The sequence below is a fragment of the Alcanivorax sp. genome (assembly GCF_019431375.1).
GTDB lineage: Bacteria > Pseudomonadota > Gammaproteobacteria > Pseudomonadales > Alcanivoracaceae > Alcanivorax > Alcanivorax jadensis_A.
On the sequence record NZ_CP080267.1, the window covers coordinates 3,005,458 to 3,021,112 of the forward strand.

Genomic DNA, 15,655 nt, shown 5'->3' on the forward strand with positions numbered 1-15,655 from the left:
CATGAAAAAAATGATTCTGACAGGCCTCACCGCAGCAATGATGAGCGCCAGCGCGATGGCTTCCGAGGTTGTAGAAGGTACAGATACCACCGTCTTTTCTGCCAATTCGCCGGCCCTTGCCAGCGAAGTGAATGGGAATTTTGCCGCCCTGATTGCAGCGATCAATGACAACTCCCAAAGGCTGGATGCACTCGAAGGTGCTGCACCCACTGACTTGTCGAGCATTGTGAGTGGTTCCACCTATCTGGTGGTGTTCTCCGGTAATCTCTCAGAGAACTACGCAGATGCTGGTTCCTCCTACAAGAGCACGTCGCTGGAGCACTTTGGAGGCAGCTCCCTGATTACCTTCAACGCCGATGGCACCTTGCAGGAGGTCATCAATGAAGGGGCTCGCTTCATGAATCTGGAAAAAGAGCAGAACTGTGATGAGTTCGGGGAAAACTGTGAGCACTTCACGGAAACCAATGAGTCAATCGACGAAGCCAATGGTCCGGGTGGTAGCTGGTCTGTCAGCGGCCAGGAGTTAACCGTGCTCTGGCCCGGCGATGCTCCCGGTGATGAGGAAACGTTCACCCTGAGTGCCGATGGTGACACCATGATTCTCGGTGGGTATGCCAACTATACCGGCTCGGATACGTTCGGCTCCATCGATGAGCTGGAGACCTTTATCGCCGTGGGTGTGAAGGTGCCAACCCCGGCACTTTGATCTTTCACCCTGGCATCACAGCGCTCCCGGACATCCAGTCCGGGAGCGCTTTTTCACGATCGCTTTCAATAGCGTGTTTCCGCCATCCCTGAAAACTGCTTGGCCAGATAGGTGGCATAGTTGTCTGTCATGCCGGCAAGAAAATCCAGTGCCCGCATGATGCACTGATAGATCCTTTCCTGTTCTGGCAGTGTCGCCAGATTCTCCGGAAAACTGTGTCGACCGATCAGGTCGATGATCCGTTCATGGCGATAGTTCCTGGCGCTATCGCAGGCATGGGACACTGCCGCTTCAATGAGCCCGTCCAGTAGCGCGCCCATCACTTCGAAGGCGCCGATTTCCAGCTCGATCTTCCTGGGATGTTCAAAGACTTTCGAGCGCGCCAGTTGCTTGGCATTTTCCACCACGTCGCGCACTGCTGGTTCGCAGTGACTGATCAGATCCCCTTCCATTTTTCCGTCCAGAAGGTTGTCGTGGTTGGCCACGAAGGCTTCCACTCCGGCTTCGATAAACCGTTCGATGATCTTGCCGCGCAGTAGTGCGGCCTTGCGGCCGTCACGCAGGTCGGAGTGGATCAGGTCACGCACTTCGGGGGTATCCGGCAGTGCCGGTTGCAGCAGGGCATAGACCTCGTCCCAGTGCAGCAGGTCCATTTCCAGGCCGTCTTCCAGATCGATGATGGCATAGCAGAAGTCGTCGGCGGCCTCCATCAGATAGGCCAGTGGATGGCGGCAGAAACGGCCCGGAGAAATCTCCTGCAGGCCGGTGGCAGCCGCTACCTCGCGAAAGGCATCCGCTTCCGAGACAAAGGCGCTGTACTTGCCCGGTTTGCTGCTGGCGGCGCCGGCATCGTCGGACAGCCAGGGATATTTCAGAAAGGTGGCCAGGGTGGCGTAGGTGAGGCGCATGCCGCCGTCATACTGGTGGTACTCGCTCTTGGTGATAATGCGAAAGCCCTGGGCATTACCTTCGAAAAAGGTCAGATCGCTTTGCTGGTGGGCGGGCAACATATCCAGAAACCGCTGGCCGCGCTCCTGAAACCAGGCACGGATGGCGCGTTCACCGGTGTGGCCAAACGGCGGATTGCCGATATCGTGGCCCAGGCAGGCGGACTGGACGATGTCGCCAAAGTCGGTGGCGCTGACCGTGTCCGGCAACAGCTGCCGCTGTTGCAGCCGTTCACCCACGCGGATGCCCAGGGTGCGCCCCACGCAGGACACCTCCAGAGAGTGGGTCAGCCGGTTATGGACATGATCGTTGGTGGCCAGGGGATGCACCTGGGTCTTGCGCGCCAGGCGCCGGAAGGCGCCGGAGAAGATGATCTTGTCGTGGTCGCGCAGGAAGGCGGTACGTCCGCTTTCATCCTTGGCGCTGCGTCCGCCCAGCCGGGCCTTGTTGAGTAACTGGTGCCAGTCCATACAAAAAAAATCCGCCTGCGGGCTTGATGAAAAACGCCGTCGCACCCAACGTGAGAAGAACCAATCACAGCATGTTGCCATGGGCCGTGCTGGGATGAACAGAACAGGAACGCAGTTGAACACGAACGGGAGGCGTAATGAATCTTGATAAACCCCTGCTGATGCTGGTTACCAGTGCAGCGCAAATGGGCCAGGGTCAACAGACCGGCCTGTGGCTGGAAGAGTTCGCGGTGCCCTGGATGCTGTTCCGTGAGAAGAATATTCCGGTGGTGGTGGCCAGTCCCCGCGGTGGCAAGATCCCGGTGGACCCCAATTCCGTGCCGGATGATGAGCAGAAGGCCCAATGGTCCGAGGCCATTGCGGCCCTGCAGGATACCCGCCCGCTGGAGAAAATCTGGGAAGACGGTTTCGCCGGGGTGTTTGTGCCCGGTGGTCATGGCGCCATGTTCGACATGCCCGACCACCCACTGGTGGCGGCGGTGATGGAGCGCACCTGGGTCCAGGGAGGCCTGCTCGGCGCTGTCTGCCATGGTCCGGCGGCTCTGGTCGGTTTGCGCGATGAGAACGGCGCGCCGCTGGTGCAGAACCGCACCCTGACCTGCTTTACCAATGAGGAAGAGCGGGAAGTGGGGCTGGATGAGGTGATGCCCTTCCTGCTCGCCACGCGTTTGGAAGAGCTGGGTGCCAAGCTGGATCTGGCGGACAAGTTTGTCAGCCATGCGGTGACGGATGGGCGCCTGATTACCGGGCAGAACCCGCAATCCAGCCAGGCCGTGGCCGACGCCATGGTCGAGGCGCTGTACCGGGAATAGCCGAGACAGGTTGGCTGCGATAAGGTTACGACACCGCGCCTTTGGGCGTTTGCTTGGTTACGGGAGAGATAATGGGGATTTACGATTACACCGCCACCACCCTCAGTGGTGAAGACAAGAACCTGGCCGACTTCAAGGGCAAGGTGCTGCTGATTGTGAACACTGCCAGCAAGTGCGGCTTCACGCCCCAGTACAAGGGCCTGGAAGCGCTTTATGAAGACCTGCAGGAAAAGGGCCTGGAGATTCTCGGCTTCCCCTGCAACCAGTTCGGCAAGCAGGAGCCCGGCGCGGCAGACGAGATTGGCGCCTTCTGCGAGAAGAACTACGGGGTCAGCTTCACCATGTTCGACAAGATCGACGTGAACGGTGACAACACCCATCCGCTGTACGCGTACCTGAAAAACGAGGCTACTGGTGTGCTGGGCAGCAAGGCGATCAAATGGAACTTCACCAAGTTCCTGGTCAACCGGGATGGCAAGGTCATCAAGCGCTACGCGCCCACCGACAAGCCGGAAGCGATCCGCAAGGATATCGAAGCCCTGCTGTGAAAAGACGAGCTGCAAGCTACAAGCTTCAAGCTGCAACGCGGTAAAGGTCGGGATATGCGGCAAACTTGCAGCCCGCGATTTTAGGATCGGGCGCGGGCATGGCCTTTCAGAACTTGAGGGCCATTGGCGCGCCTTGTAGCTTGAGGCTTGTAGCTTGTAGCTGCTTTTACACGCCCTTGCGCTTTTCCAGCCATTCAAAGGCGGCCATGCCCGCTACCATGGCGGCGACGAAAATCACCGCCTTGAGGCTGCCGGTGCCCAGTGCCACCAGCGCCGGGCCCGGACAAAAGCCCGCCAGTCCCCAGCCCACCCCGAAGCCCAGGGAGCCCAGTACCAGGCGTCGGTCCAGTTTGCGGTTGCCGGGAATCTGAATGGGGTCACCACTCCAGGCCAGACTGCGACCCCGGGTCAGGGCAAAGCCCACCGATGCCACCGCGATGGCGCCTACCATCACTAGCGCCAGTGACGGGTCCCAGTCGCCGGCCAGATCCAGAAAGGCCAGTACCTTGGCCGGGTTGGCCATGCCGGCCAGCAACAAACCGACCCCAAAAACCAAGCCGACGATAAAGGCACTCAAAAGCGAGCGGTTCATACTGCACCTCCCAGTAGATGGCGAACCACAAAGACGGTGACAAAACCGCTGCCCATGAATGCCAGGGTAGCGACCAGCGAGCGTGGCGACAGCCGCGAGATGCCGCACACGCCGTGACCGCTGGTGCAGCCGGCGCCGTAGCGGGTGCTGATGCCGACAACCAGCCCGGCCACAATCAGCAGGGGCCAGTCCGCGGCGATGATCAGCGGCGGCAGGGTGGTGGCCAGTCCCCATACCAGCGGGGCGGCAACCATGCCCAGCACAAAGGCCAGTCGCCAGCCCCGGTCACCGGGGGAGGGGCGCAGCAGCCCGCCGACGATGCCGCTGATGCCGGCAATGCGGCCGTTGGCGTGAATAAAGAGAGCGGCGGCAAGCCCAATCAGGGCGCCACCGGCCAGGGCCGACCAGGGGGTAAAGGCATTCCAGTCGATGGTCATTGGGGCTCTCCACAAAAAAGGGTGTACAAGGTTTCCAGCACGGCCAAAGCCTTGGGGTCAGCAATGGAATAGTGCATCAGCTTGCCGTCCCGGCGGCTGGCCACCAGCCCCTCCCGGCGCAGCACGCCGAGCTGCTGGGATAGAGAGGGTTGGTAAACGCCAACCAACTCCTCCAGCTCGCTGACGCTGCGCTCGCCGTTGGTGAGCTGGCAGAGCAGCAGCAGCCGGTCCGGGTGCGACAGCGCCTTGAGTAGCTGACTGGCTTCAGTGGCGTTGTCGCGCAGGGCATCCATATCCAGGGTTTGCATGGCTCTTCCATAAAATATATTTAAATAAAATATATAATGATTAAGTGGGGTTTTGCAAGGGCGTGAATGCGTCACCGGTATCTCGCCGCTGAACCCTCCGTTGGGATCTGGTGGGACTTTCCGTGCTGGCTTTCCGACGGGAGCCCGGCCCGCAAGGGGTTATACCGGCAGCACACCGTAGTAGACGGCGAAGAAGTGGCAGATGCTGCCACCCATCACGAACAGGTGCCAGATAGCATGGTTAAAGGGAATGAAACGGTCCGCCAGGTAAAAGATAACACCAGCGGTGTAAGTGATGCCGCCGGCCAGGATCAGCCAGAAGCCCACCGCGTTCAATTTGGTGGTCAGTTCCCCGGAGGCAAACAGGATCAGCCAGCCCATGGCCAGGTAAATGCCCACCCGCATCAGTTTGAAACGGTGCCCGTACATGGCCTTCAGGCCAATGCCGATGAGCGCCAGTGTCCAGATCACGGCAAACAGGATCCAGCCAGTCTGGCCGCGCAGATTCACCAGCAGGAAGGGCGTGTAGGTGCCGGCGATCAACCCATAGATGGCGCAGTGATCGAGCATCTTGAACACCGCACGCCATTTCGGGTTGCGCAGGCTGTGGTACAGGGCACTGGCACTGTAGAGCAGAATCAGGCTGGCACCGAAAATACTGAAGCCGACTATTTTCCAGGGATCGCCCTGCAGGCTGGCGGCAACGATCAGTATCACGGTGCCGGCGACACTCAACGCTGCGCCGATGCCGTGCGTCAAGCCATTCAACCATTCTTCCAGAATAGAGTAATCCGTTTCCGGCTGTGGGGTTGCGGACATTGACGGCATCTTCTTTCCGGTGAGAGGAGACTGCATCATGCCGAGCGTCTGCGGCGCCTGTAAAGCGCCAATTCGGACAGATATGAACATCAGTGTTTTCTATCGATGTAATGAAATCAATTTTCTGTCGATGGATCGGGTGTGACGTTATGTTGATCCTGACGCATGGCGCAACAGGGTTGAAGTTCCTGTTCACAAGGCCATGTAAAGGAACAGCGGGAACAAGTTTTTCGCCACATTTGAACAGCAAGGAGCCACGCAATGATTGAGCACAACAAGCAGGTTGCCGAGCAGTTGAGCAAGTTACTGGCCGAGAGCTATACCCTCTACCTGAAAACCCACAAGTACCACTGGAACGTGACCGGCCCCATGTTTCACAGCCTGCACCTTTTGTTCGAGCAGCAGTACACCGATCTGGCTCTGGCAGTGGACACCATTGCCGAGCGCATCCGTGCACTGGGCTGGAAAGCGCCGGGCAGCTATGCGGAATTTTCCAAGTTGTCCATGGTGAGGGATGCGGTGGGCGATCCGTCCGCCAGTGACATGATTCGGGAGCTGACCGAGGACCACCGCACCGTGGCCGAGCAGGCCAACCGGGTGCTGAAGCTGGCCGGTGAGCACGAGGATGAAGGGTCCTCCACGGTGGCCAGTGATCGCATCGAGATTCACGAGAAAGCCGCCTGGATGCTGTCCGCCCATCTGGATTGATAGGTAGGATCAATCAGAAGGATAGAAGTAATCCGTTTTTAGTATGGATAGAGGGTGGCTATCATTGGTTTCAAATCAAATGAAGCACCCTCTAAATTGCACCAGGAGTCTAAGCATGTTGGAAAACCGCGAAGGGCAACGAGTCCCCCAGGTCACCTTCCGAACCCGTGAAGGGAATGAATGGCAGGACGTGACCACCGATGACTTGTTCAAGGGAAAAACCGTGGTGGTGTTCGCCCTGCCGGGCGCCTTCACCCCGACTTGCTCCTCCACTCACCTGCCCCGCTACAACGAACTGGCGCCGGTGCTGAAAGCCAACGGTGTGGATGACATTGTCTGCCTGTCTGTTAACGACGGCTTTGTGATGAACGCCTGGGCCGGAGACCAGTCTGCCGGCAATATCCGTTTCATTCCGGATGGTAACGGTGAGTTCACCGACAAGATGGGCATGCTGGTGGACAAGCAGGATCTCGGTTTTGGGCCACGTAGCTGGCGCTATTCCATGCTGGTGAAAGATGGCGTGATTGAGCGCATGTTCATCGAGCCGGAAAAGCCCGGTGACCCGTTCGAGGTTTCCGATGCGGACACCATGCTCAACTACATCAATGGCGAGGCGGCCCTGCCCAAGCGGGTCACCGTTTTCACCAAGCCAGGCTGTCCGCACTGCGCCCGTGCCAAGAAGGCCCTGGCCGATAACGGCTACGCCTTTGAAGAAATCGAACTGGGCAGCCGGGGTCTGAGCTACAGCTCCCTGGCAGCGGTAACCGGTGCCGGCACCACGCCTCAGGTGTACATCGAAGGCGAACGCATTGGCGGCGCCGACGAGCTGGAGGCCTGGCTCAAGGCCTGATCAGGCCTGAGGCATCGTAAAGAGTAACCCCGTGACGCGCTCACCGTCACCGCATGGCAGGTCGGGTGGACCTTCCCGCTGTGCACCTTATTCCCCCCTTGGGTCGACGTCTGTCGGCCCTTTTTTTGGTTGCTGAACCCCCGCGGCTTTGCAAGACGAGGGGCAGTTCGCCCTGGGCTCAGTGCACCCTACACAAAGACTCCACAGTTATTTCAGGTCAGAATTCGTTAAGGTCATGAATTGGGTCCACCAACATTCGGCAAGGTATGTGATAATTGGTACTGATAAGTACCATGACATTGGGAGAGCACGCATGGCACGTTTCTGGGCACTGGTTGGCCTGTCTCTGGCGATGGCGGGATGCGGCGATGAGCCGCCGGCGGAGGCGCCGTTGCCGCAGCCGGTGAAACTGTACACGGTGAATGGCGATGGAGCCGGGCAGCTGCGTCACTATCCGGGGCGAGTGGTGGCCACGGAAGGGTCGCAACTGGCCTTCCGGGTGTCCGGGCAACTGGTGAAGCTGCCGGTGCGTGCCGGTGAACAGGTGAAGAAGGGGCAGCTGCTGGCGGCCCTGGATCCGGCGGATTTCAATAATCAGCTGGCGGATCGTCAGGCCCAGTACGATCTTGCCGAGAGCCAGTATCAGCGGGGTATCAGCCTGCGTGAGCGCGGGGTGATATCCGAAGCCCAGTTCGATGAACTGCAGGCCCGTCGGCGGCAGGCCCGGGCGGCCCTGAGCCAGGCCCGGGACAATGTGGAATACACCCGCTTGAAGGCGCCCTATGAAGGTACCGTGGCACGCACCGAGGTGGAGAACTACCAGTTTGTGCAGGCCAAGGAACCGATCCTTTATTTGCAGGGCGATGACAACATCGATATCGAGTTCGCCGTCTCAGAGCGTTTCTTTACCAACCTGCGTGAAGGTGGTGAAGACTACCAGCCCACGGTGCGTTTTGAAGGGGCCCCTAACCGGACTTTCAAAGCCAGCTACAAGGAGCACGAAGCCAGCGCCGATGCCCGCACCCAGACCTACAACATCACCCTGACCATGGCTAACCCGGAAGGACTGCTGGTACTGCCGGGGATGAGCGTGGATGTGGCCATCGACCTGAGCCAGATCCGCAAGGCCACCACCGAGCAGCTACAGGTACCGGTGGAGGCAGTGTTCAAGCAGGACGGCAAGGAAGGCGCCTTTGTCTGGCGCTATCAGCCGCAGGATCAAGTTGGCACGGTGACGGCGGTGCCGGTGACGCTGGGCCAGGTGGTCGGTGAAGGGGTGGAAATTCTCGACGGCCTGGACGCTGGGGACCGGGTGGTCAGCGCCGGGGTCCACCATCTGGAAGAGGGGCAGACGGTCCGTGAGCTGGTGAAAGAGCGGGGGCTGTAATGAATATCGCCGCATACAGCATTCGCCACCGGGTGGTGAGCTGGCTGTTTACCCTGATTCTGCTGGTGGGCGGGATTGTCAGCTTTACCCGGCTGGGTCAGCTGGAAGATCCGGAGTTCACCATCAAGACCGCCATGGTGATTACCAGCTACCCGGGTGCGTCGCCCCGCCAGGTGGAGGAGGAAGTGACCCTGCCGGTGGAAATGGCGATCCAGAATCTGCCCTACGTGGATTATGTCACCTCCATTTCCAGCAACGGCCTGTCCCAGGTGCAGGTGGAGATGAAGCCCACCTACCGGGCCAGTCAACTCAAGCAGATCTGGGACGAGTTGCGCCACAAGCTCACCGACCTGCAGCCGCAGTTGCCACCCGGGGTCGGCACCATCCAGGTGATGGATGATTTCGGTGATGTGTACGGCATTCTGCTGGCGATTACCGGAGACGGTTACCGCTATCAGGAAATGCAGGATTACGCCGACTACCTGACCCGGGAGCTGGTGCTGGTGAAAGGCGTGGGCAAAGTCGTGGTGGGCGGCCAGCGTCAGGAGCAGGTGCTGGTGGAGATTTCTCGCACCCGGCTGGCGTCCCTTGGCATCAGCCCGGAACGGATCTTCTCCCTGTTGCAGACCCAGAATACGGTGAATCCGGCGGGCAAGGTCAGAGTGGGTGACGAGTACATCCGTATCTACCCCACCGGCGAATTCCCCACAGTGCAGGACATGGGCGATCTGCTGATTTCCGACCCGGGCGCCGATGAGCTGGTCTACCTGCGTGATGTGGCCACCATTGAACGGGGCTACGCGGAAGTACCGGACCACCTTTATCGCTTTAATGGTGACGCGGCCCTGACCCTGGGAATTTCCTTCTCCAAGGGAGTCAATGTGGTGGAAGTGGGCGCGCGGGTGGAGCAGCGTCTGGCGGAGCTGGAATACCAGCGCCCGGCGGGCATGGAACTGGCCACGGTGTACAACCAGCCCCAGGAAGTAGATAGCTCGGTGGGTGCTTTCCTGCTCAATCTGGGTGAGGCCATTGCCATCGTCATCGCCGTGTTGCTGGTGTTCATGGGGGTGCGTTCCGGCCTGCTCATGGGCGGCGTACTGCTGCTGACCATTCTCGGCACCTTTATCGTCATGAAGGTGCTGGCCATTGATCTGCAACGGATTTCCCTGGGGGCGCTGATCATCGCCCTGGGGATGCTGGTGGATAACGCCATCGTGGTCACCGAGGGCATCCTGGTGGGCATGAAGCGGGGCATGTCGAAACTGGAAGCGGCGGTGGATATTGTCCGCCAGACTATCTGGCCGCTACTCGGCGCTACGGTGATTGCCATCATGGCGTTTGCGCCCATCGGCCTGTCCGAAGATGCCACCGGGGAATACACCAATACCCTGTTCTGGGTGCTGCTGATTTCCCTGCTGCTCAGCTGGATTACCGCGGTGACGTTGGTGCCGTTCTTTGCCGACCTGTTCTTCTCTGACAAGGATGTGGGCGGTGCGGATGGTGAGGCCGAAGATCCCTACAGAGGAAAGATCTTCGTGATCTATCGGCGTCTGCTGGACCGGGCCATTCACCACCGGGTACTCACCCTGTCCGGCATGGGCATCCTGCTGGTGATGGCGGTGGTGGGCTTCGGGGCGGTCAAGCAGGCCTTCTTTCCGCCCTCCAATACGCCCATGTTCCTGGTGGATTACTGGCTGCCCCAGGGTAGTGATATCCGTGCCACCCGCGAAGCGGTGGAGCGCCTGGAAGCATCGCTGCTGGAAATGGAGGAAGTCACCGGGGTGACCAGCACCATCGGTCGCGGGGCCGAGCGCTTCATGCTGCCCTACAACCCGGAGAAAAGTTATCCCAGCTATGCCCAGCTGATTGTTCAGGTGAGCGAGCGCGAGCAGATTGATGCGGCCCTGTCCGCCACCCGGCAACTGATCGGTGAAGAGCATCTGCAGGCCTTTGCCAAAGTGAAACGGCTGATGATCGGCCCCAGCCCGCCGGCGTCCATCGAGGCCCGCTTCAGCGGCCCGGACCCGCAGACCCTGCGCGAGCTGGGCCTGAAAGCCCAGGCGATCATGCGCGCCGATGGCGGTCTGGAAAGCATTCGCCATGACTGGCGTCAGCAGGAAAAAGTGATCCGTCCCCAGTTCCAGGAGGCCCAGGCCCGCCGTGCCGGGATCAGCCGGGAAGATCTGGATAATACCCTGGCACTGAATTTCAGCGGCCGTACCGTTGGCTTGTATCGGGATGGTAGCCAGCTGTTGCCTATCGTCGCCCGGCCCCCGGAAGAGGAGCGCCTCAGTGCCGACAACCTGAACGATGTGCAGGTATGGTCGCCGGTTTATGCCACCTACATTCCCATTACCCAGGTGGTGTCCGACTTCCGCACCGAATGGGAGAACGCGCTGATCCTGCGCCGCGACCGCAAGCGCACCTTGACCGTCCAGGCGGAACCGGATGTGCTCGGCGATGAAACTGCCGACCAGGTGCTGCGCCGGATTCGTCCGGCCATTGCCGAGCTGGCATTGCCGCCAGGCTATTCCCTGGAATGGGGTGGCGAGTACAAGGCATCGAAAGATGCGCAGACGGCAGTATTCGGCAGCCTGCCCATGGGCTATCTGTTCATGTTCATCATCACCATGCTGTTGTTCGACTCCCTGCGTCAGCCGCTGGTGATCTGGGCCACGGTGCCGCTGGCGATCATCGGTGTGACCCTGGGCCTGTTGCTGCTGAATGCGCCCTTCGGATTCATGGCGTTACTGGGCTTTCTCAGCCTGTCAGGCATGCTGGTGAAGAACGGCATCGTGCTGGTGGAGCAGATAAAACTGGAGATGGAAACCCTGGCGCCCTTCGAGGCGGTGATGAGCGCTTCCGTTTCCCGGGTACGACCGGTGTGCATGGCGGCGGTGACCACTATTCTCGGCATGATCCCGCTGTTGTTCGACGCCTTCTTCGAATCCATGGCCGTGGTGATCATGTTCGGCCTGGGCTTCGCCACCATCCTGACCCTGATTGTGGTGCCGGTGCTTTATACGCTGGCCTATGGCATCAAGCCGGGGAAGGAGGAGCATGTTTAGCTACGAGCTACGAGCTACGAGCTACGAGCTAGAAGCTAGAAGCTAGAAGCTAGAAGCTAGAAAGGACCGGGTCTGTCGTTAAGGCGCGGCGCTCATCCTTTCCGGGTGGCGCCGTGCAATTTCGCGTCTAGCAGCTAGTAGCTCAACGCTAGCAACTCAATGACAGGTGCCAGCCACCCATCTCTCTGCCACAATGCCCGCCTGAAACGATTCACTACCCCAAGGAGTCCCCATGTTGCTGGCTATTGCCGCCGTGATCGCTGGCCTGATCGTGCTGGTATGGAGTGCTGACAAGTTTGTGGAAGGGGCGGCCGGTACGGCGGCCCATGCGGGTATGCCGCCGCTGCTGATCGGCATGTTGATCGTCGGTTTTGGTACCTCCGCACCGGAGATGGTGGTATCTGCCATGGCGGCTCTGGATGGCAACCCCTCGCTGGCACTGGGCAATGCCTATGGCTCCAATATTTCCAATATTGCCCTGATTCTCGGGGTGGTCGCAGTGATCAGCCCCATCGCACTGAATTCAGCGGTTCTCAAGAAAGAACTGCCGGTGCTGACGCTGGTAACGTTGGTGGCTGGCTACCAGCTGCTGGATGGCAATATCTCCCGGGCGGATGCCTGGGTGCTGATTGCCATCCTGGCGCTGCTGATGGGGTGGTCCATCTATGCTGCCATGACTGGCAAGGGCGATGTGCTGGCCGGGGAAGTGGAAACCGATCTGGCCGAGCATCCGCTGCCGTTGAAGACGTCCCTGTTCTGGCTGGTGGTGGGTCTGGCCCTGCTGGTGGCAAGCTCTCGCCTGCTGGTGTGGGGCGCGGTGGACATTGCCCAGTCACTGGGGGTCAGTGATCTGATTATCGGTTTGACCATCGTGGCAATCGGCACGTCCCTGCCGGAGTTGGCATCCAGCATCGCTGCGGTACGCAAGGGCGAACACGATATCGCTTTTGGTAACGTGCTAGGCTCGAATCTGTTCAATACCCTGGCCGTGGTGGGTATTGCTGGCGCCATTAAGCCCATGAGCGTGGAAACGCTGGTATTGCAGCGTGACTGGAGCCTGATGATGGTGCTGACTCTGGCCCTGTTCGTCATGGGCTTCGGATTATGGGGCCGCAAGGGCCAGATCACCCGCGGCAACGGTATCGTATTGCTGGTGGTGTTCGTGTCTTATATGAGTTTCCTGGGCGGCGGCGTGATCATGGCTGCCCGTTAAAGTGTAAAGAGGGACGTAGTGGCGATGCAGGATACGGATATATCGGTAAAGCTGGAGCGTGGCACGTTTCTGTTCACGCTGGTGGCTGTCAGCGTGGCGTTTGCGCTGCTGTTGAAACCCTTCTTCGCACCGATCTTCTGGGCCTGCGCCATAGGCGTGATTTTCTATCCGTTCCAGAAACGGTTGCTTGGCAAATGGCCTCATCGCCGTAATCTGGTGTCCCTGTGCACCCTTGTATTGTGTGTCGTGCTGGTGGTGATTCCGGTGCTGGTGGTGGCCTCCTCCTTCGTCACCGAAGGCGTATCCCTGTTTCAGAAAGTGCAGAGCGGCGAGCTCAATCTGGCCGACTATGTGGATCGCATCAAGCAGGCATTCCCCTGGCTGCAGTCCGCCGCCGAGCGTTTTGATATTGATCTTGAACGGGTCAAGTCGCAGACCGTGGAAGCGTTTACCGGGGCAGGTCAGTTCCTGGCAAAACGTGCCCTGGCCGTAGGCCAGAATACCTTCCAGTTTTTCCTCAATCTGGGCTTGATGCTGTATCTGGCGTTCTTCCTGATTCGCGATGGCGATGCCATGGTCAGCATGCTGATCCGTGCCCTGCCGTTGGGTGACGAGCGTGAGAAGCTGCTGTTTGCCAAGTTCGCTGAAGTGACCCGGGCCACCATTAAGGGCAACCTGCTGGTGGCGGCCACCCAGGGGGCCCTGGGTGGGCTGATCTTCTGGTGGCTGGGCATCCCTGGTGCCTTGCTGTGGGGGGTGGTGATGGCAGTGCTGTCGCTGATTCCGGCAGTGGGGGCGGGCCTGATCTGGCTACCGGTTTCACTCTACCTGTATGCGGTTGGTGATATAGTGAATGCCACGATCCTGGTCCTGTTTGGCATTTTCGTCATCGGCCTGGTGGACAATATCCTGCGCCCGATCCTGGTGGGCCGGGATACCAAGTTGCCGGACTATGTGGTGCTGTTTTCCACCCTCGGTGGCCTGGCCATGTTCGGCATCACCGGTTTCGCGCTGGGGCCTCTGCTGGCCGCCCTGTTTGTGGCCTTCTGGGGTATTTTCATACGCGAGTTCAATGAGGGTGAGAGCCCCGCCGCCCTGCTGGAGCAGCAGGACAGCAGCGAGGAGCCGCCCGGGAGTGAGGCATCATGATTTTCCTGCGTCTGGTTCTGGCGGCGTCCGTGGCTGGCCTGTCCACCTTTGGCTGTGATGAGGAGGATGATAATGGCCTGTTTTCTGACAACGCCAGAATCTATTTTCACAACCAGCTGACCCAGCTGGGTGGCGGCAGCGAAGATGACGTCACCGTGGATCTGTTCGTGGATAACCAGAACACGCCGGTGCAGGACGATGTGGGCTACACGATTACAGGCAATGTCAGCGCCGAATCCATTGAGCTGGATGACGACAGTGAGTCGCTCTCTTTCGATGCCCGTGGCAGCAATTCCGGCAGCACCCTGGTCAACGGCCCGCTGAATCGCACCCTTACAGCGGGTGATCGCTATACCGTGGTGCTGATGGGCGACACTACCCTGGACAACCGTCAATTGCGCACCTACCGGCACCAGCAAATGACCGTGACCAGCGGCCAGATCCGGGTGCGTTTCATCAATACTCTGTCGCGCCTCTCCGGCGATGAACTCAGCGTTGTCACGCCGGGCGCGGCCGGCCAGTCGCTGGTATCCGGTCTGGAGTATGCCGAAGGCAGCAGCTATGTGTCGGTCAATGCCAGTGGCACCCTGGAGGTGACGGTCAATAACGAAACCCAGGGCCTGGAGATCGACCAGGTAAGCTGCAGCGTCAGCAGCGGCCGCAGCTACGATGCCATCATTGCCTACCGTCGTTTCGACAGCGACGATGATCAAATTGCCCTGTACTGCCAGCCGTTCAACTGAGCGGCTGGCGCTTCCCCCCTTCCGAGCCCCTCCAAACTGCCAACTATTACCAAAAAAACACCACTGGCCATGATAATCATGGCGTCGGTAATCTATTCGGGAGAAAACAATGAAAACGCTGGGCTTGCTGGCCATGGCCGGTGTGGTGGTGTTGTCGGGTTGCGGAGGGGATGACGATGACGTGGAAGATTTGCTGCGTCCCCCTGCCAGCCTGTATTTCCATAACCAGTTGACGGACTTCACTACCCCGGATGCGTCCAGCATTCGTGTGGATGTGGTCACCAACAAATCCTCCGATCCTCTGTTTGAAGATGTGGGCTATTCCACTGACGAGCAAGATGGCATGAATCTGAAGCTGGATGCCGGCACGGAGACTGTCGAGTTTTCTGTGCGTAGAAATGGCAGCGATTTTCATGCCGATAGTGCGAGTTTGAAATCCGGCGACAATTACACCCTGGTTTTCATGGGAGATGTGGTCGGTGGCGAATTGCAGCTGGCATCCTTCCGTCAACAGCTTCCAACGATAACTTCCTCTCAGGTCGGTGTGCGCTTTATACACGCCATGTATGGCGAGGCGGGCACCAGCTTTTCCATTGGCAGCGCTGCGGATCTGGATTACGGCAAAGCCACAGGTTATTTCTCGGATGTGCCTGACGGCAGCAGCCGAATGGAAATTGAAGTCAGGGATGCCGCTGATGACAGCCTCCTGGCTACAGTCTCCTGTGCGGTTCAGGCGGGCAAGACCTATGACGCCATCATTACCCACAAGGGATTTGCCGACCCGGACATGGCCATGTTCTGCCAGCAGGTAGAAGGGTCCTGATCCGGGCTGTGTTTGTGTAGGAGCTATGCTTGCATGGCGAACATGTTTAGCGGTTCGCCATGCGAGCATAGCTC

16 protein-coding genes are annotated in these 15,655 nt (G+C 59.3%); 11 read left to right on the forward strand and 5 right to left on the reverse strand.

The window, feature by feature from the left end; translation table 11 throughout:
- Nucleotide 1 precedes the first annotated feature (1 nt).
- Nucleotides 2–706, forward strand: a complete 705-nt coding sequence (locus tag KZ772_RS14080; protein ID WP_290537155.1) for a hypothetical protein — start codon at nucleotides 2–4, stop codon at nucleotides 704–706.
- A gap of 65 nt (nucleotides 707–771) precedes the next feature.
- Here the strand turns inward: KZ772_RS14080 and KZ772_RS14085 are convergent, their stop codons facing one another.
- On the reverse strand, nucleotides 772–2,124 hold the full coding sequence (locus KZ772_RS14085) for a deoxyguanosinetriphosphate triphosphohydrolase (RefSeq protein WP_290537156.1): 1,353 nt from the start codon (nucleotides 2,122–2,124) through the stop codon (nucleotides 772–774).
- A 137-nt stretch (nucleotides 2,125–2,261) separates the two neighbouring features.
- On the opposite strand from KZ772_RS14085, the gene KZ772_RS14090 reads away from it, so the two are divergent.
- Entirely contained in the window at nucleotides 2,262–2,936 is a 675-nt protein-coding gene (locus tag KZ772_RS14090) for a type 1 glutamine amidotransferase domain-containing protein (RefSeq protein ID WP_290537157.1), read from the forward strand.
- Nucleotides 2,937–3,007: 71 nt separating this feature from the next.
- On the forward strand, nucleotides 3,008–3,484 hold the full coding sequence (locus KZ772_RS14095; RefSeq protein ID WP_290537158.1) for a glutathione peroxidase: 477 nt from the start codon (nucleotides 3,008–3,010) through the stop codon (nucleotides 3,482–3,484).
- 166 nt (nucleotides 3,485–3,650) lie between these two features.
- On the opposite strand, the gene KZ772_RS14100 is transcribed toward KZ772_RS14095, so the two are convergent.
- The 4 genes from KZ772_RS14100 to KZ772_RS14115 form a co-directional block, all read right to left on the reverse strand.
- Nucleotides 3,651–4,076 carry a DUF6691 family protein gene (locus KZ772_RS14100; protein WP_290537159.1) on the reverse strand — a complete coding sequence of 142 codons (426 nt, stop codon included), beginning with the start codon at nucleotides 4,074–4,076 and terminating at the stop codon, nucleotides 3,651–3,653.
- On the reverse strand, nucleotides 4,073–4,513 hold the full coding sequence (locus tag KZ772_RS14105) for a YeeE/YedE family protein (RefSeq protein ID WP_290537160.1): 441 nt from the start codon (nucleotides 4,511–4,513) through the stop codon (nucleotides 4,073–4,075). The genes KZ772_RS14100 and KZ772_RS14105 overlap by 4 nt, the downstream gene beginning before the upstream one ends.
- Nucleotides 4,510–4,821, reverse strand: coding sequence for a metalloregulator ArsR/SmtB family transcription factor (locus tag KZ772_RS14110; RefSeq protein WP_290537161.1), 312 nt, complete (start codon nucleotides 4,819–4,821; stop codon nucleotides 4,510–4,512). Before KZ772_RS14110 ends, KZ772_RS14105 begins: the two co-directional genes overlap by 4 nt.
- A gap of 159 nt (nucleotides 4,822–4,980) precedes the next feature.
- On the reverse strand, nucleotides 4,981–5,640 hold the full coding sequence (locus tag KZ772_RS14115) for a hemolysin III family protein (RefSeq protein WP_290537162.1): 660 nt from the start codon (nucleotides 5,638–5,640) through the stop codon (nucleotides 4,981–4,983).
- A gap of 261 nt (nucleotides 5,641–5,901) precedes the next feature.
- Between KZ772_RS14115 and KZ772_RS14120 the strand changes: the two genes are divergently transcribed.
- From KZ772_RS14120 to KZ772_RS14155, 8 genes are all read left to right on the forward strand, one after another.
- Nucleotides 5,902–6,348 (forward strand): DNA starvation/stationary phase protection protein, encoded by a 447-nt coding sequence (locus tag KZ772_RS14120; RefSeq protein ID WP_290537163.1) that lies wholly within the window; start codon nucleotides 5,902–5,904, stop codon nucleotides 6,346–6,348.
- Between the two features lie 115 nt (nucleotides 6,349–6,463).
- Nucleotides 6,464–7,198 (forward strand): glutathione peroxidase, encoded by a 735-nt coding sequence (locus KZ772_RS14125; RefSeq protein WP_290537164.1) that lies wholly within the window; start codon nucleotides 6,464–6,466, stop codon nucleotides 7,196–7,198.
- Nucleotides 7,199–7,511: 313 nt separating this feature from the next.
- Nucleotides 7,512–8,585, forward strand: a complete 1,074-nt coding sequence (locus tag KZ772_RS14130) for an efflux RND transporter periplasmic adaptor subunit (RefSeq protein WP_290537165.1) — start codon at nucleotides 7,512–7,514, stop codon at nucleotides 8,583–8,585.
- Nucleotides 8,585–11,653: an efflux RND transporter permease subunit gene (locus KZ772_RS14135; RefSeq protein WP_290537166.1), complete on the forward strand. Its 3,069-nt coding sequence runs from the start codon at nucleotides 8,585–8,587 to the stop codon at nucleotides 11,651–11,653. The genes KZ772_RS14130 and KZ772_RS14135 overlap by 1 nt, the downstream gene beginning before the upstream one ends.
- Nucleotides 11,654–11,885: 232 nt before the next feature.
- On the forward strand, nucleotides 11,886–12,866 hold the full coding sequence (locus KZ772_RS14140) for a calcium/sodium antiporter (RefSeq protein WP_290537167.1): 981 nt from the start codon (nucleotides 11,886–11,888) through the stop codon (nucleotides 12,864–12,866).
- Nucleotides 12,867–12,890: 24 nt separating this feature from the next.
- A complete protein-coding gene (locus KZ772_RS14145) occupies nucleotides 12,891–14,015 on the forward strand; it encodes an AI-2E family transporter (protein ID WP_290539487.1) in 1,125 nt (374 codons plus the stop codon).
- Complete coding sequence (locus KZ772_RS14150) at nucleotides 14,012–14,758, forward strand: DUF4397 domain-containing protein (protein WP_290537168.1); 747 nt, start codon at nucleotides 14,012–14,014, stop codon at nucleotides 14,756–14,758. The genes KZ772_RS14145 and KZ772_RS14150 overlap by 4 nt, the downstream gene beginning before the upstream one ends.
- Before the next feature lie 109 nt (nucleotides 14,759–14,867).
- On the forward strand, nucleotides 14,868–15,581 hold the full coding sequence (locus tag KZ772_RS14155; RefSeq protein ID WP_290537169.1) for a DUF4397 domain-containing protein: 714 nt from the start codon (nucleotides 14,868–14,870) through the stop codon (nucleotides 15,579–15,581).
- The last annotated feature ends 74 nt before the right edge of the window (nucleotides 15,582–15,655 follow it).